A 19,446-nucleotide genomic window follows, 5' to 3' on the forward strand; every position below is an offset into this window, starting at 1 on the left:
AGAGTTATTATGATACGCTGGTGTATGACAATTTTGATGATCTGGACAACCGCAACATTGGCGGTTGATGTGCAACCTCTGGAGATCGGTGAACAGGCGCCTGATTTTTCCTTGATGGGAGTGGATTCCAGTATGTACTCGCTGCAAGATTTTAAAAAATCGGACGTGTTGGTGATTATTTTTACAGCCAATCATTGTCCGACGGCCCAGGCTTATGAAGATCGAATGATTCAATTAACAGACGATTACAGTCGCGATAAGGTTGCCGTGGTTGCGATTTCATCGAATTATCCGTCGGCCCTTCGGCTGGATGAACTGGCATACAGCGATCTGGGCGACAATTTTAAAGAGATGCAGATACGCGCAGAGGACAAGGGATATAATTTTCCCTATTTGTACGATGGAGATACCCAGGAGACCGCTCTGGCGTACGGTCCTCAGGCCACACCGCACGTGTTTATTTTTGATAGCGACCGCAAATTGCGCTATCAGGGACGGTTTGATGATACGGAAAATCCCTATGTTGAGCCGAAACAAAAAGACACACGCAATGCGATCCAGGCCCTGCTTGCCGGAGAACCGGTTCCGGTGAAATCCACCAAGGTGTTCGGTTGTTCCATGAAGTGGAAGGATAAAGTCGATTGGGTGAAACAAAGCAATGCGGAATGGAAAGCCAAACCGGTCGGTGTTGAACTGATTGACAGCTCTAAAGTTGCTGAACTGGCACGCAATGATTCGGAAAATCTTTTGCTTGTCAATGTCTGGGCCACCTGGTGCGGACCCTGCGTGGTGGAATTTCCTGAACTGGTTAAAATGTACCGTATTTACAGTGGCCGTGATTTTGACATGGTCACCATCAGCGCCGATAAACCCGAATCGACATGAAAAAGTCTTGAAATTCCTTGAAAAACAGAATGCAGCATTTCGAAATTTTCGATTCACAGCTCGACGGATGTATATTCTTTGATTGATGCTCTGGATCCGGAATGGGCGGGACCCCTGCCGCATACGCTGCTCATCAAACCCGGAGGCGAGGTGCTGTACCGTCACACCGGCCTGATTGATCCACTGACTGTGAAACAGAAAATTGTCGGGTATTTGGGGCGCTATTATGCGGATAACGAGTAAGTGACTCTACGTCCCCGGTAAATAACCGGGGACGGATATGTCCGTGTTTTTAGGGTGGAGTCAAGCCGGAATGTTTTGTTTATGCGCCAACGTGACAAGCCGTTTAAATTATTTTTTCTTGGATGACAGATCAGGGAAGCTTTTTTTGTTAAAAACCGGGTGTACTGTAAAGATATGATGCATCTTGAAAAACTCACGATCCGCAAAGATTCTGTTCCCGGACCGGGAGCAGTTTCCGTTTAACCTCAGCATCTTTGATGACACACGGGATATTGAATTTAACCGACCCGTGACTTGTTTTGTCGGCGAAAACGGCAGCGGCAAATCCACGGTTTTGGAAGCCCTGGCGCGGCGCTGCGGCATTCACATCTGGGAAAACCGCACCTGGGCGCGGGCTGATTTTGAACCCTATGAAGACAAGTTTCATCATTTTATACATGTAGAATGGGTTGATGAAAAAGTTCAGGGTTCGTTTTTCGGTTCCGATACCTTTCGCGATTATGCCCGTATTGTGGAAGAGTGGGCCGCTGCGGATCCCGGACAACTGAATTACGTCGGCGGTAAATCTCTCCTCAGCCAGTCGCATGGTCAATCGATTATGTCGTTTTTTCGCGCGCGTTACGAGGTCAAGGGACTCTATCTGCTGGATGAACCGGAAACGGCCTTGTCGCCGCGCACTCTATTAAAACTGCGTCAATTGATGACTGAAATGAGCCGGGCGGGACACGCCCAGTTTGTCCTGGCAACCCATTCCCCGATCCTCATGTCGATTCCGGATTCAGAATTGTACTCGTTTGATCAAAATCCGGTACGGCAAATCGGTTTTAAAGATACAGATCATTATCAGATTTATAAAAAGTTCTTAAACGAATGTGAGCAGGATTGATCGGATGGGGAAGCGTATTTTTCTGAACCGTCTGTTCATTTCTTGCCTGTGTTTGGCATTGATCTTTACCGGAAAAGGTTATGCTTCTGATTGGGACATCAAATCCGATTATTCACAGTATTACTCGGTTAATACTCTGCGCCGGGCTGCTCCCTTGTTCGGTCTGGCCGCTGCCGGTGCGCACAGCGGCTTGGATATGCAGATTCGTCATGGCTATCAGTCCCTGCGGGGTCCGTCCGGTGACCAAGTTTCCTCATGGTGCAAGCAGCCGGGGGAGGGCAAATTATTGATACCCGCCGCTTTGCTGACCGCATCTCTGCAGCTGTTCTCTGACGATGAATCCATCCTGTCTCCGGTTACACAATGGGGACAAAGAGTAACGCGCTCCTATCTGGTAGGCGCGCCGCCCCTGCTGCTTATGCAGCGTTTCACCGGTGGATCGCGGCCCGGGGAAACAGACGATGGCGCTCAATGGCGTCCCATGCAGGATGCCAACGGAGTAAGCGGACATGCGTTTATGGGCGCGGTGCCGTTTCTGGTGCTGGGGAACCTGCAGGAATCATCCTGGGTGAAGGCCGTTGCGTTATTCGCGTCCGCCCTACCGGCATGGTCCCGGGTTCATGATGATAAACATTTTCTGTCCCAGGCCGTTCTGGGCTGGTCAATGGCAAAATGGGCGGTTGATGCTGTGACCGGCAGCTACAAGCCTAACCCGGATGTCTATATAACACCGGCAGGCCGCCGATGGGTACTCGGAGTGAACTGGTGCTGGTGAATGAAAAAGAATTGTCTTTTAGACCGGTTCTGTTTATAGTTGTCTTGTGAAATGTCAGAACTCTCATCGGTATAGCGGTTATTGGATACACGATACATGCTCATGACATTCTGACGGAAAAGTATAAACAGCGATTTAACGGCTGCGGGGACGCGATATAAAAACAGGGGGCAAGGGTTGGTTTAGAATATGTATGGATAAATCGTTTCTGATATAGAATGTATTTAATTTTCTTATGCATAGAACAAAGCGTAGGACCGAAATGATAAAACCATTGATCGTTTTTTCATGTGCTGCATTGCTGTTCAGTTGCTCGAAAACCACATGCGTTTCCGCATTATATCCGAGAGATTCATAAAACGCGACGGCCTGCGGTCTGGTGGTTTCGGTAATAAACAGGATCTGGGTGCAGTGTTTGTTCCGGGCAAACAATTCCAGGCGTCGCATCAGAGCGCTGCCAATGCCCCGCCTGTGAGCATGTTGATCAACAATCATATCCTCCATGAGCAAAAAAGGGCGGCAGTCGCCGTACAGGCTGTGACAGACAATTCCCATGACGGCGCCGACAATTTTTTGATCTGCAACAGCGCAGAGAAATAAATAATCAGGATGTTCAACGAGTTCATTGTATTTTTCCAGCATGCATTCAATATCCGAAGCTTCATCAGAGACCGGCTGCAGCCCAGAAACAGAGTGACCACGAATCCGGCAAGAGCCATTGCATGTTGCATCGTATTTCCTTATTATGACTTTGGCTTTCTGTTTAATATACTCAGAGCACTGTTGGGAATCAAGCATCAAATATAAAGTATTTGCTCTAAATGTACGATAAACAAAAAATCTCTTGACAACGCGGATCAATTTTTGTATATTTTAAATGAAAATAATTATCAATTAGCGACAGAGACGGAATGGCGTTTCAAAGCGAAATAAATAAAACAGATACAGACAAGTGGTGGCAGGCGCGTTTGAGCGATGCCGGATATAAACTGACCGAACCGCGCAAACTGGTGCTAAGTGTGATGCAGGCAACAGAGGATCACCTCAGTGCTGAGGATATTTATGTGCAGGCGCTTAAAATCAAGCCATCGGTCGGTCTGACTACCGTGTACCGGACGCTGGAATTGTTAACCAAAGTCGGTCTGGCGCAGCGTTTTGATTTTGGTGACGGCAAAGCCCGATTCGAACTGACCAACAGCGCACACAAACCCGGACATCACCATCATCTGGTCTGCACGCGCTGCAAGACCATCATAGATTATGATGACTTTGTCCAGGAAGAGATCGAGCTGATGAACAGGACTGAAAAAGAACTGTCGAAAAACCATGCGTTTAAAATCACACATCATATTATTCATTTTTACGGTGTGTGCCGGGACTGCCGGCAGGCTCGATAAAAAATTTTACCCTATAATGAAAATGATTATCATTATCATAAAAGGACAACGATATGGCGAAATTTGACGGAAAGGGGCCATTGGGTAACGGACCCCTGACCGGATGCGGCGGTGGATATTGTATTCTGAAGCTCGATGCTGAAACGCCGCCCGAGAATCATCATGTAATTCAAAATAAAACAAAGGAGGTTCATATGCCAGCTGGAGACAGAACAGGACCCCGGGGAATGGGGCCCATGACCGGTCGTGGCGCCGGATTTTGCGCCGGTTTTTCACGACCGGGGTACGCCAGTCCGGGCGCCGGACGCGGAATTGGAATGCGCGGCGGCGGCCGGGGATGGCGCAATCGCTATGTTGCCACCGGAATGACCGGATGGCAGCGAGCAGGCTGGGGCGGAGGTGCTGTACCACCGTCTGCACCTTATCAGCCTGAGCCGGAAGATGAACTCGAGTCGCTGCAGGCTCAGGCCCGGAGCATGCAGCAAAACCTGGAGCAGATTAATCAGCGCATTCAGGAACTGGAAAACTCGAATTCATCCGATGAAAAGTCCAATTGAATCGATCGTATCGTCATAACAGGAATCCCCGAGGCATCGGGCGCGGCTGCCGGGGGCGGGGAGGCCGCGCCCGCTTTTCAAAATGAACGGGAAAGGATTTTATGCCACGAGGAAATGGAACAGGACCTGCCGGACGGGGCAGGGGCGCCGGACGCGGACGCCCTCAGGATAGCGGCCGCGGAAGAATGGGCGGCAATCGCCCCGGTTCCGGCCCGTCCGGACAGTGTCTCTGTCCGCAATGCGGAAACAAAGTACAGCATCAGGCCGGTGTTCCCTGTTATGATCTCACCTGTCCCGCCTGCGGCGCCAAAATGGCACGCGAGTAATCTGCTGTCCCTGACATGCAGGATCGCGCCGGTGCATTTTTCGTGAACATTTGGCGCCGGCGCGTTTTTTCAAGAGGATTGGAATATGAAAAACCGGTTGACATTCGGTCCCGTGCCTTCCAGGCGCCTGGGAATCAGTCTGGGTATTAACAATATCCCGCCCAAAACCTGCACCTATTCCTGTATTTATTGTCAGATAGGGCGCGGCAAGTCTGTGCCTGCCCTACCCTGTGAACTGTACAACCCTGATGCCGTGATTGCAGATGCGCAAGAACAGCTGAATTGTTTACGGTCGTGCGATGAATGGCCGGATTATTTGACTTTTGTACCTGACGGTGAACCGACTCTGGATATGCATCTGGGAGGCGAGATTCAGGCACTGTTGTCAAACGAGATCAAAATCGCCGTGATCACCAATAGTTCGCTGCTGACACTACCGGCTGTGCGCGATGCGTTGATGCATGCGCACCGGGTTTCGGTCAAGATTGATCCTTGGGCAAAATCTTTTCAACAGGCCGGATCAATAAACGGCAAACGTTTAACAACCGGCCCATAGACGTGTTGACTGTATGACGGGCTTTTTTGATCATCGGGGGCATTGGGGGCGCACCGGGTTGCGAGTCAGGCCTGTGTTCTTTTTCTTGCAATTCTGATAAAAATGCCTAAATTCATTCAACAGATGAGGACAGTTATGAATATACTGAAATCAGTGTTGCGGCGGGAAGTGTTTCCGGCGCTGGGCTGTACGGAACCCATTGCGCTGGCGTATGCAGCCGGACTCGCCGCGCGCGATGTAACGGGTGATTTGGATACTCTGGACATTTGTGTGGATCCGGGGGTCTATAAAAACGGATTTGCGGTGACGGTGCCCAATACCGATGGACAGAAAGGCAATCGGATCGCGGCGACGCTCGGAGCGCTGATCAAACGACCGGATTTGCAGATGCAGGTACTGAAACTTGTGACGCCCGCCCTTATTGAACAGGCGCTTTTTTTGATCCGCAAGGACCGCATTCATCTGACCTTTGATGCTCAATTGACAGAGTTGACCATCAATGTTCATCTGCAGACCACAGCAGGCGACACGGCGCATGTGATGATTCGCGGAGCGCATACGCATGTGGTCTACCATGAGGTAAACGGCAATGTGAAACTGGATTTACGAGCACAGCAGCAACCTCACGATCCGGATGATGGCGGAAGCGATTACAAGACGTTGCTGAAACGAGCCCGATTCCCGGATTTTCTGCGCTGGGTCAAAGAAATGGATGAACAGGACCGCGCGTTCATTCAGCAAGGCATTGATATGAATCTCGAGATCGCCGAGGCGGGCAAGGCGCTTGATAAAGTGGGACACTATGTGTCCAATTTGCTGGAAAAAGGCTATCTGGTTGACGACGTGTTTACCGCCAGCAAGATACTCACCGCCTCTGCAACCGATGCGCGCATGGCAGGTTTAAACTATCCGGTGATGGCCAGCGGCGGCAGCGGTAATCAGGGGATCGTCGCGATTCTGGTGCCGTATACCGTGGGACATTATTACAAAATCCCGCAGCCGGTCATTCTGGAAAGCATTGCCTTGTCACATCTGATCAATAGCTATATCAAATGCTATACCGGTGATTTGTCCGTGCTCTGCGGCTGCGCCGTGGCAGCCGGGCCGGCGCTGCGGTGGCGATTGTCTTTCAGCAGTATCCCGATGATGTGGAAATGACCCTGGCCCTGAACACCGTGCTCAGCGATCTGGGCGGTATGCTCTGTGACGGCGCCAAAGCCGGGTGCGCCCTCAAGGTTGCCAGTTCCACGGATTCCGCGATCCGCGCCGCCTATATGGCGCTGAACGGTCACGGCATCACCCATACGGAAGGATTCGTCGGACGCAGCCTGGAAGAAACCGTCATGCATCTGGGACAAATATGCCACGACGGCATGTCGCACGTGGACGAAACCATGCTCGATATTATGCTGGAGAAAACTCTGCCGGAATCCTGAACAAGAGCAGGGAACCAGCACGCAATGATGGCGTTTTCAAAATCTATATTGTCTTTTTGACTTTAGACTTTTCACTCAGCGGAGGGATCATGCGCAAATCATCGCAGGTTGTTTTCATCACCGGCGCTACCTCCGGGATCGGTCGCTGCTGTGCCGTGTATCTGCACCAGCGCGGTCACCGGGTTTACGGCGCCGGGCGTGGTGTGCAACAGGAACACGAGTTTGACTTTCAGGCGCTGCGTATGGACGTCAATGAGGAAACATCCGTGCAGCAGGCGGTCAATCATGTGCTCGAACGCGAGGGACGACTCGATGTGCTGATCAACAGCGCCGGTATTGCCGCATCCGGGGCTGCGGAGGAGGTTCCGGACGAGGCGGCCCGTCAGGTGATGCAAACCAATTTTTGGGGCGCGCACCGCATGTGCCGTATGGTGCTGCCCGGCATGCGTCAACGTAAACAGGGCCTGATTGTCAATATCAGCTCCATCGGCGGACTCGTCGCGATTCCGTTTCAGGCGTTTTACAGCGCCGCCAAATTTGCCCTGGAGGGCTATACCGAATCCCTGCGCATGGAAGTGGCGCCCTGGAATATCCATGTGGTGCTTGTTGAACCGGGAAATTTCAAGACCGCGATCACGCAAAACCGTAAATGTTACAGTGACCGTTCATCGCCGTATCGACACAGGCTCGAGCGCGCTGAAGATGTCATGGCATCCGACGAACAATCCGCACCCGAACCTGAGGCTGTGGCGCGGCTCGTTGAACGCCTGATGCATAGCCGCAAACCGCGTCTGCGCTACCGTTGCGGACGCTTTCTCGATACGCTTGCACCGACCGTCAAAACATGGCTGCCGCAGTCATGGTTTCAGAAAATCATTCAAAGCTACTACGACCGGGAATAGACGCCTGCAGAATTGAACCGCAGGATGATGTCATGACTCTTTGTTGTTTGAGGATATAGAACAGGTATGATGAGCGACGTTGCAGATTTTCTGCAGCCCGCTGTTCGTGTTTTGCAAGATATAACAGCAATAAAAATGTCTCAATGGAGGTATATGATATGGCTATTATGGAAATCAGTGTGGTGCCGCTGGGCACGGGCAGCGCGTCTGTGAGCAAATACGTCGCCGCTGCCGTCAGGGCGCTGGAGGGCAATGAGGATGTCACTTATACCTTGACACCTATGGGGACCGTGGTCGAAGCCGGCTCTGTAGAGATGCTGTTCGAAGCGGCCGCGCGTATGCACCGTGCCGTTTCAGAAACGCCGAATGTGCCCCGGGTCCTGACCTCGATGAAAATCGATGACCGCAGGGACAAACAGCAGGCGGGATCCGACAAGGTGAATGCTGTGCAGACCAAGCTTTAACCCCTTTTTTTCATTCGGCCGGTGTTTGCTCCAGCAAAACACCGGCCAGTTCGGAAACAATCTATTCTTTAACCATCCTGTGGTCCGGATTCAACCAGTTTCCCGTTGATCATGAACACAAATATATCCTATTCGGCTGGGTGGGACAAGCCGCAGCGCCCGGATTTGCCTACCTGATGCCGCAGGATGTGCTGCCGTATGACAGTCCGGCCCTGCAGCGCGCCGTGCGCTTTCTGGATTTTTTATCGGACACTGAATTTTAGGAGCGCGGCTATTATACCTGGTTCAACACCCACATGCAGGCCTGGCGACAGGGTGCCTGGAACCAACGCCCGGAATGGCTGTCCCCGGGACAGGCCATGCTGAATATGGCCGATGCGATTGGGGCGGGAGAGCGGCAAAATATGGACACGTCGAAATGGAAAGCGTTTTTGCGCAAATCTGCTGATTTTCATGCCCGGCGCATGTTGTCGCCCGACTGGCAGCCGGAATCCTCCACTAAAGCCTTTTTTTTATTGCGCCCCTGATTGCGGCGAATAATCTATTGAATTGAGATATCTGCGAACAGGCCGCGCTAAAAGCCGGTGAACATTATACCGAACGTCACGTGGACATGGACGAACCCTACCGCCACGGTTATTCCGAGCACTGGTCTGTGTTCTGAATCATCGCGCATTTTCTCACCGGCGCCGCGATGCTTGATGCCTTTGGAGTACCGCTGACGCAACAAGTCCGTGCGTTCCGGTTGGCGGTTGCATCGGTTGTGAGCGTTATTGATTGGGGTGTGCGGTCCGGCGAGTTGATTCGCCCTTTCAGGGCTTTTACTGCGATTTGGCGAGGTCCCACCCGGGGCTGCTCTACGCCGCCCTTTCAGGGCTGGGACTGTGCCGCGGTATATGACTGCAATAACCTGAAACCATCATCAGAATCTTGGCCCCGGCCTCGGGCCGGGGATGGCTGTCATTCTTGCCATACGGCACGATTCAGTCTGCGATGCTCTGCATCGCTCCCAAATAAGATGCATTCTGGTATGCGTCTGATGATGTAGGCCGTCGAGTTCGTCGGCCCTGTGCCGGAGCGCACATTTTTGAATGCGATCATTGTTTACCATGCGGCCTCGAAATCTGTTGTATTCAACTCGCTTGTGTTCTCTTTTAACCAACTAACCTGGTCGAAAAATAACGATTGTCCGGAGCGGTTTAAATGAATGAAATTCGACGCATCAAACGTTTTCTGTTTAGCAAACAAACTGCGAGGAAGGTTGTAAAAAAGATGTTACAAGTATATAAATAATAATATATAAAAAGGAGGTAAAACAGAACGTACTATAGTACGTTCTGTTTTAGTGTCGAGATACAGGTCGGGGGTGGGATAATCACGAGAGGGGTGTTGTTTTATTGTATAGCAGAAACGAGTTCCCATTGCACTTGACCGTTTGTGGGATCCGAGGCGAGCTCGAACTGATCTCCGGATTTTTTGGCAAACAGGTCTTTCAATTCGTTGTCATCCGGCAAACAGATCAGGCCACTGGCTTTGTCGCTGGATTCCGCGTAAATTTTCAGGGTCAGCTGCGACCAGTCCAGGTCCGCGGTGGACAGGGCGGGTTTAATGTGTGGAATGGCCGCGCCCTCGCGCGCCAGCACAACGATCGGGATGTCACCGGCTTTGATGTGGTGCCAGCCTTTGGAATAGGATACGCCGGTCTGGTAATCGATCCAGTTGCCGCCCGGCAGATACACGTCGCGGCTGTCCACGTCTTCCATGAGCGGCGCCACCAGCAGGTCGGATCCGAACAGGTACTGATCGTCCACGCGCCAGGCGCCCGGGTCTTTCGGGAATTCGATAAACAGGGCGCGCATCATGGGCAGACCGGTTTCGCTGCAGTGTTTGGCCTGGGCGTATACGTAGGGCATGAGCTGATATTTCATGTTTGCCGCTTTGTTAAAAGCGCGCAGAAAAACTTCGCCGTATTCCCAGGGTTCGGTGGGCGGCGCGCCGTGACTGCGGGTATGCGACGTCAGCATACCGAACGGTGTCCATCGGCGGTAAAGGTTTTCCGGAGTTTTGTGCACAAATCCGCCGATATCATGCGCCCAGAAGGAGAATCCGCAGGCGCCGATCGAGAGTCCGGCGCGCAGGGTGGCGGCCATGGCGGAATTGGTGTTGGCTGGATCGCCGCCCCAGTGCACGGGATAGCGCTGACTGCCGGCCCAGGTGCTGCGCGCCCACATGATCTGTTCACCGGTCACTTTTTTCGTAATATCCGCAACAGCCTTGTTGTAACGCAGCGGATAGAGATTGTGTTCGTAAAATCCGGTTTTACCGGAGGCATACAGACCGTTCGCCGGCGCTGCTTCACCGAAATCCACTTTGATAGCGCTCACGCCCTGTTTTAAGAGTCCGGCGATTTTATCCTGATACCAGTCCACGGTTTGCGGATTGGAGAAATCCAGCACCGCATCTTCGGCCGGAATATTGCCTTTGCGGTCGCGCACAAACAGGCCTTTTTCAATGATTTCCGGGAACAGGGTGTTTTTCGGCACAAAATAGGGCAGCTGCCACAGGCAGGTGTGCAGACCCATGTCTTTCAGGTCCTGAATCATTTGTTCCGGATCATCAAAGCGGGAGGAAGAAAACTGATAATCACAGCGCCAGTCGGTTTCGAACCAGCCGGTGTCCAGGTGAATGACATCGGAGGGGACTTTGTGTTTGCGCAGTTTGTTGGCCACGTCGCGCACTTCTTTTTCGGAAAAATAGGTGATGCGGCTCATCCAGAACCCGAACGACCACAGCGGCGGCATGGCGGCCTTGCCGGTGAGGCTGGTATATTCATTTAGGATGTCTTTGGGATCGCCTAAAAAGATAAACAGATCGGCGGTGTCGTCACCGATAAACATCTGATTGGCGCTGCTGAAATATTTACCGAAATTGCAGGTAATGGGTGACGAGGTATGCATAAACACGCCGTAACCGCGGCTGCTCATGTAAAACGGCACCGGTTTGTACATGGTTTCGTTCTGGGTGCCGTTGGCGTCATCGGTGAACAGCACCACCTTTTGTCCGCGTTTGTTCAATTCGGTAAACGATTCGCCGCAGCCGAAAATTTTCTCGCCGGGCGACAGCTTGAGCACGGCGGCCATGCTGGTCGAATAATCTGCGGCGCGTCGCACATAGCAGAACGGCACCACCGGCGTATACGTCGCGGCATTGTCCGAGATATGGCGTGTCTGGGTCAGAAGCTTACCGTCAGCGTCATGAATTAGCACGCGCCACGGATGCGTGTGCACGGTCACAGATCCGAATTCGCTGCTGAACCGGTAGCCGCCGTCGATCTGTTCGCCGGACCAGGCGTCGCGGTTCTGCTGCACGCGGCCGTTCACCAGCATCAGGGATTCTTCCTCCGGTTTCACCTGCGGCCGTGACACGGCGCGCAGCCGGATGGTGCGCGGTGAGATCAGCTCGACCGAAAACGGCATGGACGGCGATGCTTCGTATTCTTGTCCGGGAAACTCGTTGGGTCCCACCGGGTCCAGAGTTCCCAGCATGTTGTTAAAGGCCTGTCGGGTTTTGTACTCGTAGCGGCGATAGACCAGCTTGCCGGAGCCGGTGGCCGGGTCAAATTCCGCCAGACTGTCCGCCACATAGTAGGTATTGGCGAAATTACGAAAATCATTGCTAATATCCACCGGTTCATTCAGCAGGTCCTGCCGTTGATCCGGTGAGTGCGGCGGGATTTGCGCGAACAAGAGCGACATCCCGAGCGCCAGATTGAACAACAAGAGTGCGGTTAACGTAAATCGTTCAAAACACATATTTCTCTCCTCGATTACAGTTCAAAATTAAAGAAAAATGGCCAATGCATAGACCAGCGCCGCCTGCCAGTTGACGGCGATTTCGTTGGTTTGATAGCTTTCGTGCACGTCGACCCAGTCCGTGGCCGAGTGGCCGCCGCCGACAATATATCCCGGCCAGGGGGCTTGCACATCGTCCGCAACCGATCGCCGGGAATGCGGATTCATGGGCGGATTGTGGCCAAGACCGGTCACATAGGATCGATTATAGACATTGCGGCCGAACAGATGCGCTACGGCATCGGAAGCGGCGCGTACATAATCCTTATTATGGAATAACAGATAGGCGGTGTACAGCGTGATGGTCTGGCGCGCCACACTGCCGTTGCAGCCCCATTGATAGCGTTCGCCAAGGGTGCGGCCGTACACATCGCGGTCTGCGGTCTCTACAATATCATCAGCCGTCAGCTGCAGGTGCTTGTGCAGGGTTTGCAAAAGCTCGGGGTCGCGTCCCGTTTGTTCGGACAATACATAGGTGAAAACACCCAAATTGCGCAGATTACCCCAGTCCCAGTCAAAATCGACATGGCGTTTTTCCGAGGCCTGGGCCATTCCCGGCCGCATCCGCGGCTGAGAGTTTCTGACCTGTTGTTCAAAATCGTGCAGATAACTGCTGTCGCCGGTGGTTTCCCACAACTCGGCTGCCGCCCACAGCCGGTCATCGCGGTCGTCGCTGGCATAAGCGCCGGTGTGAAAATCGCCCTGTTGGAAGCGTTTGTGTTGCGGATGATCACGCAGCGCCTGATAACTGCTGAGCGCGGCCTGCAGACAAGTATCTGCGTAGGCGCTGTCCAGGGGAGCGAAATAGCGCGCTGCCATGGCCATGACCGCGGCGAAATCCGCCACCGCAGTCGTGCTCCAGTCGGTGAAATAACGCTCGGCGTCATCGTTTTCAGGCATGATCATGCCTGAAAAATTCAATCGGGTGAGTTTGTGAGACACGCGTCCCGACCCGTCCGGATACGGCATTTTCAGCAGCCAGTCGGTTTCCCATTTCAGTTCCTTGAGAAAATCGGGATAACCGGGCGCCGTTTCCGGCAGATCCAGTTCGACAGATTCCAGCTTATTCTGGAAATGGTCCCAGGCCAGGAACAGGCAGCCCAGGGTAAATGCGCCGTTGGTGACATATTTACCGTAATCGCCGGCATCGTGCCAGCCTCCGGTGCCGTCGCGGCGTTGCCCCGGACGTCCGAGAGCATCTTTTAGCGCATCGTTCAGGTGACAGGCGTCATGTTCAAAGTGATCGCCCTTGTGATCGCCGGATACAGCCGTGCCGCAGCGCCAGAGATAAAAGGCGCGCATGGCGGTCGTATACGGAAAGGCGCAGACATCAGCGCCGATTTCAAAGGGCACGGATTGGCCCACATTCTCAATGTTCAGAATATACCAGCCGGGATCGACAAACAGGGTAAAGTCCGCGATCCGGACGCTTTGATCCACGTCTTTTTGATAGACCGGATCAGACAGCGTGCCGGTGTATGCCGTTTCTCCCGTGTTGGCATCGACAAGTGTAAACTGTTCGCATTCTGCGGTGACACTCACTTTTTTCGACATTTCCGGGGTAAAGCCGATGCTCGACAACCGGATATCCGCGTCAGCGGCGAACAGAATGGAACAGGACAGCAGGAATAGGGTATAAAGCTTCTTCATCAATCTCTCCGTTTTACAGGTTAATGTTGTTGTGCGACTTGAATCACCGCGTCATAGGCGGGTTTCTTTTGCAGTTCGCGGTTAAAGAGCAGCGGATAATCGGTTCGGCCGCGAACCGGATAATGGTTCAGCCAGCTGGTGCCGTCGTATATGCCCCAGAACGTGACCCGGTCGATGCTCTGATGATGGTCCAGAAACAGTCGGAACAAGGCTTGATAACGTTCTGTGAGCTGCGTTTGCACCGAATCCGGGATGCCGCCCGGAAAAGGGTTCAGATCGTCGCGCTTTTCAATGCTGTTCCGCACATCCGCGCTCATTGCCCAGACATTGGGCAGCACACTGATGTCCAGTTCCGTGATCATGACCTTGAGGTCGAGTTTGGCAAAATCCTCGATCATCGCCTGGATTTGCTCCAGCGTCGGATCGCCCAGCCGCCAGTGGCCCTGCAGTCCCACGGCATCGATGCGCACACCGGCATCCATCAGTTTCTTGATTTCGCGGATAGCGCCCCGGCGTTTTTCCGGTTTCCACAAATTATAATCGTTATAGTACAACTCGGCGTACGGGGCCGCCTGTTTGGCAAATTCAAACGCTTTTTGAATATAATCCTCACCGATAATGCGCAGCCAGGGGGTCTGGCGCAGAGAACCGTCCTCTTCGATGGCCTCATTCAGCACGTCCCAGGCCTGGATGCGTTCGGCATAACGTCCTGTTACCGCGTTGATGTGTTCCTGCATTCGTTTCAGCAGCAAGTCGCGTGTGGCCGCACCTTCATTGTCATCCTGGAACACCCATTCCGGAGTCTGACTGTGCCAGATTAGAGTGTGCCCTACGATGAACATGTTGTGTTCCTCGCCGAATTTGACAAAGCGGTCGGCGCGTTCGAATGTAAATTCCCCGGGATTCGGCTGCACATGTTCCCATTTCATGCAGTTTTCCGGGGTGATGCTGTTCATCTCGCGAATCGCGATGAGATGCGCGTCGGGGTCTTTACCTGACGCGACGCTGTAATTGACGGCGGCTCCGATTTTAAAATAGTCCTGATAGACCTGCTTTAACGTCGGTTTATCCGAATCCGCGCAGCCGAGTACGGCCAGCGCAGCAACAAACAGAATACATTTTTTCATTATTTTCTCTCCATTTTGACCAGCATAATGCCATATCCCGGGACCGGCAGATGATCGGTGATCTTGACCGATTTTTCAAGGATGTCGAGACGCGGTTCGGCGTCCGGTTCATTGTAGAGCTGCGGATCGTCGCCGGAAATGACCCAGGCTTGCGCCTGTTCTGACGGTTCAAATCCCAGCAGAGTAAAGGGGATGGATTGCTTTTCAGCGCCGGCGTTCACCAGGGCAATGGTGAGTTGTTGTCCGTCGCCGGTCAGGGCGGCGGCAATGTCCACATTCTGCGGCGCGTCTGTAACCTCTACGGGAATGCTGCCGAACTGCTGCCGATAAAGTTTGAGCGGCAGTCCGGTCGCGGCGAATACAGCGTCGGTGGGACTGGTTTTGATACAGCCGATCACATTCACGGTTTGTGCGTAATTGGCCATGTAAAACATGTCGCTGTTGCGGAAATACTCGTGCAGTCCGCCTGCGATGCCCAATGCGTCCTTGAGGTGATAACGCACTCCCAGTTCGCCGTAAATATAATCGCCATACCAATAATTCCATTCATCCAGGGCGATGCGGATATCTTTGTCATCCAGCCCCGGGATTTCGCGCCGATACTGGCGGTGCGCGTTGGCGCGTTCGCGGATAGCGGCGCGCATCTGCCAGATGTGGTCCTGAACCGGCTCTGCTTCGCGGCAGTAAATATGCTCGCTGATCAAGTCCATATGATCGGCGCACATGCGCAGCATGGTGCGGCTCCATTCGCCCATATTACCGACGGCGATGAGCTCAATGGTAGAGTCAACCGCCCACATGGCCTCGACCACGCGTTTGTGTTTTTCCACGTATTTTTCCAGCGGCATATGTCCCAGCTGCCAGTCGCCGTACATTTCATTGCCGACCGCCCAGAATTGGCAGTCAAAAGGCTCCGGGTGGCCGTTTTCAGCGCGTTTGCTGCCCAGAGGCGTGTCCGCGGGAAGATTGACGTATTCAACTTCTTCCGCCACTTCTTCCACGGTGCCCAGTCCGGTATTGACAGCGATAAACGGTTCGGAATCAAGAATATCCATGAGCTGCATATATTCGTGCAGGCCGACGTCATTGGATTCGACGCCTTTCCAGGCGGGATTTTTGCGCGGCGGCCGTTGATCGCGCGGTCCGATACCGTCGCGCCAGTTGTAGCCGGAGACAAAATTGCCGCCCGGCCAGCGGTACACCGGTGAATCCAGTTCCTGCATCAGCGCCAGCACATCGGGACGCCAGCCGTCGATGTGGTCTGCCGGCATCAGGGATACGGCGCCGACGGAGAACCTGCCTTGATCGCGGGCCAGGATTTTTAGGGTGGTCTCGGTGTGCCCGGGAACAGCCGGAAAGGTGAATGTTGCCGTTGTAAAGTCCGGGGTGATATCGAGCCGCTTTTCGGCCAGAGTACCTTCTGATGAGACCAGGCGCACGATAACGGGCACGGTTCCGGAATAGACAATACGGCAGTCATGATCGACGCCGGCCTTGAGCATCAGACGCGCCTGTTTGATGCCCGCAGCCCTGCCGTCTCCGGGTACGGTGATGAGCGGTGTGTGCGCACCGACCCAGGAGTGACTGCTGTCCATGCTCACCGTTCCCTTGCGGAGCACCTCCCAGGGTGAGGCGCTGAGGTAGCGGTAGGGACCGGTGTTCCAGAATGTATCGCCGGGCGACAGGGTCCAGGGTGAAAATTCTTCCGTGATCGGATAATAAAACTTGCGGTCCTGCAGTATTTCCGCCCAGATCCCGTCATAGATGCAGCGGCCCAGATGTTCGATAAACTGGCCGTAAATATACGGAGATATGGGTTCACCCGTTTCCCCTACATCAATACGAACGGATGCAGAAAGAGCGAGGCAACTCAACAGCATAAATAACGTGATACGTTTCATAGCGTTATCCTCTGGTTTGTTTTATCGTTTAAACAGGTATGAAACAGCATTGAATGGTTTCATTCGGTTGACAGCCTGGGAATCAATATAAACAGATGATACGTTATTTTCAATGTTTTTTAATGAATATGTGTCATTGCATCAAACAAATTTTTCGAGTGCGGCTGCCGAATTTTGTGATTACCCGGCAGAAATATACCCCGGACGCCAGTCCGGCAGCGTTCAGCTGAATACGGCTGCGTCCCTGCGGAAAAACCTGATCGGCCAGGAGGCGGACCTGCCGACCGTTGATATCATAGAGCGTGACCAGCGCGTGCGCCGCATGCGGCAGAACAAATTGAATGCGGGTCGATGCGTTAAAGGGATTCGGAACATTGGCGGTCAGCCGGAAACCGGTCGGTTTGGGCGCGGATTGTATGCCGAGTGTGAACGTCTGCACTTCCCAGACGTGGATCACCAGCTGTCCGGTCTGCGGATCAGAGAATTCCGTGATGTAGAGTTTTTGTGCCTGCGGATCGAATGCGGCCGAGCGGATATCATGCTGATTGTAAAAGTGGTCCGGATTCATGCGCAGCGCTGCATAGGGCTGCGGCTGCCAGGATTCGGATGTGCCGCTGGCCACTGGCGCCAGGTCCGCGGGTTCGTAAAAGATGATCATCGGCGTCCGGTTGTGCGAGCGCCAGCCTTTGCCGTCCGGATCAGTGCTGTAAAAATCCGGATAAGGCACATCCGCGATCACCCAATTGTGACGCATGCGCTCGCCGTGATAGCCGTACCAGTGATGTCCCAGCGCCTTGCTGCCAATGATCCCGACTGCTGTCTGGTTGCCGGCGGACACCCACAGCGCTTCGCGCCAGTCGTCACTGTGATTATAGTCGTCAATGGACCGGGGAAATTCATAATCATCTACAGACGCCTCTACCGGACCGTATTCGAGCAATGTTGTATATTCGAGCGCCGACCCGGCTGATGCATCCGCATCCGGTGCAAACGCGTACAAAGTGGGACCCAGACCGCTCAGTCCGCCGTCGCGGAAACGGCCGGTGATCAGGTGGCGTCCGGCGCTGTGAGTCTCCGCCCATGAGTCCGGTACCGCGAACAGATAATCGCCGGTCATGGCGTCGTTCGGCGGCGACTCTGAATCGCCCAGATACCAGCCGCCGTCCGGGGAGGTGAAGGTCCCTGGCAGCTGCTGAGTGAGGGGTGTTTGCCGCCGCCTACAGTATAGTGGATGCTCCAGGCGCTGTAAAGGACGCCGGTGTCGTTTTCGTAATGCAGGCCGGTGCGCCAGATATCCACATAATCGCGGTTGTTGATATTGTCCGGCCGAATATTCACGGGGACGGTGAGCACTGTCGCTTGTTTCAGATTGTCCGGGTTGGAGTCGATGAGCGGCGCCGGGATGTCTATCTCACCGACCTGTCCGTGTTCCGGCTGGTTGAGATTGGTGATGTACAGCGATCCGGGAAACCCGTCATCGTCCGAGGTTCTGCCGGAATGGTCTGTTCGAAATGCGAGCGCCTCGCCGCCCCATATAAAGTCGGGGGGAACCGCAAACGCGCCCTGGTACGTGAATCCATTGGGGTCCAGCAGGGAATCACCCGGAGGCAGAGTCGATGTGACCACGCGCAGCGGATGACCGGCTGCGCTTTCGTTGCCGACAGCATCGCGGGCAGTGACCGAGAATGAATAAATCTGTCCCGGCTGCAGAAAAACGGCTGTATAGTCTGTGGAACGGGAATAGCCTTCAATCTCGCCGTTCATCGTGATGAGATAATCGACAACCCCCTGGTTATCTGTAGACGGCTGCCAGCTGAGCCGGGCTTTACAGGCGCTCACGGATTCTGTTGTGAGACCGGTCGAAACGGACGGCGCTGTCAGGTCTGCATCGTCCAGCAGCTCGATTTTGTCGCAAACCAGAACCTGTTTTTGAGTGGTGGATCCCCATTCGATATGCAGTCCGATGTTGACCAGGGAGTACAGACTGTCGGTTTGATGCACACCGTGATCCGTGATATTGAACACGGTTTTTGCCTCTGTTCCCGGCGCGATCTCGACATAAGCGTTACGGTAATCGTTGAAATCGCGCATCGTGTACCAGGGTCCGTCGGGCGCTGTGTCCGCGGCATTGGCATCGGTGAAACTGATGCGCGAGGTGAAGCGAAAGGTCTCATCCGAGTCATTGTACCAGGTGACGGCGATACGCTCGCCGGGTGTAAACCGTCGCGCTGTGCCGCTGACACCGCGAAACTCACTGTATTCTCCCGGGTCTGCGGCATTGGTCACCACGCCGTTTCCAGCGACGGAGCGATAGATTTGATTGTCGCTCAACAGGGGGGCCGACCAGCCGGCAAGACCGAATGTGGTGGTTTCCGGAGTATCGCCGAAATCAACAAGCGTCACCGGCGCGGCTGACAACAGTATCGTTCCGGTGAGACTGATAAGCATCAGGATTGATTTTGCTGCCATAGCAGAACCTCCTTTTTGTGT

20 protein-coding genes and 1 pseudogene are annotated in these 19,446 nt (G+C 53.6%); 13 read left to right on the forward strand and 8 right to left on the reverse strand.

The genetic code is table 11. The features are described from left to right. Positions 1 to 9: 9 nt before the first annotated feature. From U5R06_11845 to U5R06_11860, 4 genes are all read left to right on the forward strand, one after another. Positions 10 to 885 (forward strand): redoxin domain-containing protein, encoded by an 876-nt coding sequence (locus U5R06_11845; protein ID MDZ7723467.1) that lies wholly within the window; start codon positions 10 to 12, stop codon positions 883 to 885. A 78-nt stretch (positions 886 to 963) separates the two neighbouring features. Next, entirely contained in the window at positions 964 to 1,128 is a 165-nt protein-coding gene (locus U5R06_11850; protein MDZ7723468.1) for a hypothetical protein, read from the forward strand. A gap of 184 nt (positions 1,129 to 1,312) precedes the next feature. Beyond that, positions 1,313 to 2,014 (forward strand): AAA family ATPase, encoded by a 702-nt coding sequence (locus U5R06_11855; protein ID MDZ7723469.1) that lies wholly within the window; start codon positions 1,313 to 1,315, stop codon positions 2,012 to 2,014. A gap of 4 nt (positions 2,015 to 2,018) precedes the next feature. Further along, positions 2,019 to 2,789: a phosphatase PAP2 family protein gene (locus U5R06_11860; GenBank protein MDZ7723470.1), complete on the forward strand. Its 771-nt coding sequence runs from the start codon at positions 2,019 to 2,021 to the stop codon at positions 2,787 to 2,789. A gap of 135 nt (positions 2,790 to 2,924) precedes the next feature. Here U5R06_11860 and U5R06_11865 read toward each other — a convergent pair whose 3' ends face one another. Next, positions 2,925 to 3,431 (reverse strand): GNAT family N-acetyltransferase, encoded by a 507-nt coding sequence (locus tag U5R06_11865; protein MDZ7723471.1) that lies wholly within the window; start codon positions 3,429 to 3,431, stop codon positions 2,925 to 2,927. A 269-nt stretch (positions 3,432 to 3,700) separates the two neighbouring features. On the opposite strand from U5R06_11865, the gene U5R06_11870 reads away from it, so the two are divergent. From U5R06_11870 to U5R06_11910, 9 genes and pseudogenes are all read left to right on the forward strand, one after another. Further along, positions 3,701 to 4,186 carry a Fur family transcriptional regulator gene (locus U5R06_11870; GenBank protein ID MDZ7723472.1) on the forward strand — a complete coding sequence of 162 codons (486 nt, stop codon included), beginning with the start codon at positions 3,701 to 3,703 and terminating at the stop codon, positions 4,184 to 4,186. 53 nt (positions 4,187 to 4,239) lie between these two features. Continuing rightward, positions 4,240 to 4,743 carry a DUF5320 domain-containing protein gene (locus tag U5R06_11875; GenBank protein MDZ7723473.1) on the forward strand — a complete coding sequence of 168 codons (504 nt, stop codon included), beginning with the start codon at positions 4,240 to 4,242 and terminating at the stop codon, positions 4,741 to 4,743. A gap of 101 nt (positions 4,744 to 4,844) precedes the next feature. Next, positions 4,845 to 5,069: a hypothetical protein gene (locus tag U5R06_11880; protein MDZ7723474.1), complete on the forward strand. Its 225-nt coding sequence runs from the start codon at positions 4,845 to 4,847 to the stop codon at positions 5,067 to 5,069. Positions 5,070 to 5,154: 85 nt separating this feature from the next. Further along, positions 5,155 to 5,625 carry a hypothetical protein gene (locus tag U5R06_11885; protein ID MDZ7723475.1) on the forward strand — a complete coding sequence of 157 codons (471 nt, stop codon included), beginning with the start codon at positions 5,155 to 5,157 and terminating at the stop codon, positions 5,623 to 5,625. Between the two features lie 135 nt (positions 5,626 to 5,760). Next, positions 5,761 to 7,061: pseudogene (locus tag U5R06_11890) on the forward strand (L-serine ammonia-lyase, iron-sulfur-dependent, subunit alpha). Positions 7,062 to 7,150: 89 nt separating this feature from the next. Beyond that, the gene (locus tag U5R06_11895) at positions 7,151 to 7,963 is read left to right on the forward strand and encodes an SDR family oxidoreductase (protein ID MDZ7723476.1); all 813 of its coding nucleotides are present in this window, start codon (positions 7,151 to 7,153) and stop codon (positions 7,961 to 7,963) included. 158 nt (positions 7,964 to 8,121) lie between these two features. Beyond that, positions 8,122 to 8,427 (forward strand): MTH1187 family thiamine-binding protein, encoded by a 306-nt coding sequence (locus tag U5R06_11900; protein ID MDZ7723477.1) that lies wholly within the window; start codon positions 8,122 to 8,124, stop codon positions 8,425 to 8,427. Between the two features lie 140 nt (positions 8,428 to 8,567). After that, positions 8,568 to 8,690, forward strand: a complete 123-nt coding sequence (locus tag U5R06_11905; GenBank protein MDZ7723478.1) for a hypothetical protein — start codon at positions 8,568 to 8,570, stop codon at positions 8,688 to 8,690. Between the two features lie 33 nt (positions 8,691 to 8,723). Next, positions 8,724 to 8,954: a hypothetical protein gene (locus U5R06_11910; GenBank protein MDZ7723479.1), complete on the forward strand. Its 231-nt coding sequence runs from the start codon at positions 8,724 to 8,726 to the stop codon at positions 8,952 to 8,954. Positions 8,955 to 9,063: 109 nt separating this feature from the next. On the opposite strand, the gene U5R06_11915 is transcribed toward U5R06_11910, so the two are convergent. The 7 genes from U5R06_11915 to U5R06_11945 all read right to left on the reverse strand — a co-directional run bounded on the left by U5R06_11915 (position 9,064) and on the right by U5R06_11945 (position 19,425). Then, complete coding sequence (locus tag U5R06_11915) at positions 9,064 to 9,273, reverse strand: hypothetical protein (protein ID MDZ7723480.1); 210 nt, start codon at positions 9,271 to 9,273, stop codon at positions 9,064 to 9,066. A gap of 548 nt (positions 9,274 to 9,821) precedes the next feature. Next, positions 9,822 to 12,182: a glycoside hydrolase family 31 protein gene (locus U5R06_11920; GenBank protein ID MDZ7723481.1), complete on the reverse strand. Its 2,361-nt coding sequence runs from the start codon at positions 12,180 to 12,182 to the stop codon at positions 9,822 to 9,824. 84 nt (positions 12,183 to 12,266) lie between these two features. After that, a complete protein-coding gene (locus U5R06_11925) occupies positions 12,267 to 13,928 on the reverse strand; it encodes a glycoside hydrolase family 9 protein (GenBank protein MDZ7723482.1) in 1,662 nt (553 codons plus the stop codon). Positions 13,929 to 13,948: 20 nt separating this feature from the next. Beyond that, the gene (locus tag U5R06_11930; GenBank protein ID MDZ7723483.1) at positions 13,949 to 15,055 is read right to left on the reverse strand and encodes an endo-1,4-beta-xylanase; all 1,107 of its coding nucleotides are present in this window, start codon (positions 15,053 to 15,055) and stop codon (positions 13,949 to 13,951) included. Then, positions 15,055 to 16,956: an alpha-L-arabinofuranosidase C-terminal domain-containing protein gene (locus U5R06_11935; GenBank protein ID MDZ7723484.1), complete on the reverse strand. Its 1,902-nt coding sequence runs from the start codon at positions 16,954 to 16,956 to the stop codon at positions 15,055 to 15,057. Before U5R06_11935 ends, U5R06_11930 begins: the two co-directional genes overlap by 1 nt. A 133-nt stretch (positions 16,957 to 17,089) precedes the next feature. Continuing rightward, complete coding sequence (locus U5R06_11940) at positions 17,090 to 18,073, reverse strand: T9SS type A sorting domain-containing protein (GenBank protein MDZ7723485.1); 984 nt, start codon at positions 18,071 to 18,073, stop codon at positions 17,090 to 17,092. Beyond that, complete coding sequence (locus U5R06_11945; GenBank protein ID MDZ7723486.1) at positions 18,070 to 19,425, reverse strand: fibronectin type III domain-containing protein; 1,356 nt, start codon at positions 19,423 to 19,425, stop codon at positions 18,070 to 18,072. Before U5R06_11945 ends, U5R06_11940 begins: the two co-directional genes overlap by 4 nt. Positions 19,426 to 19,446 lie beyond the last annotated feature (21 nt).

The organism is candidate division KSB1 bacterium, assembly GCA_034521575.1.
GTDB lineage: Bacteria > Zhuqueibacterota > Zhuqueibacteria > Residuimicrobiales > Krinioviventaceae > JAXHMJ01.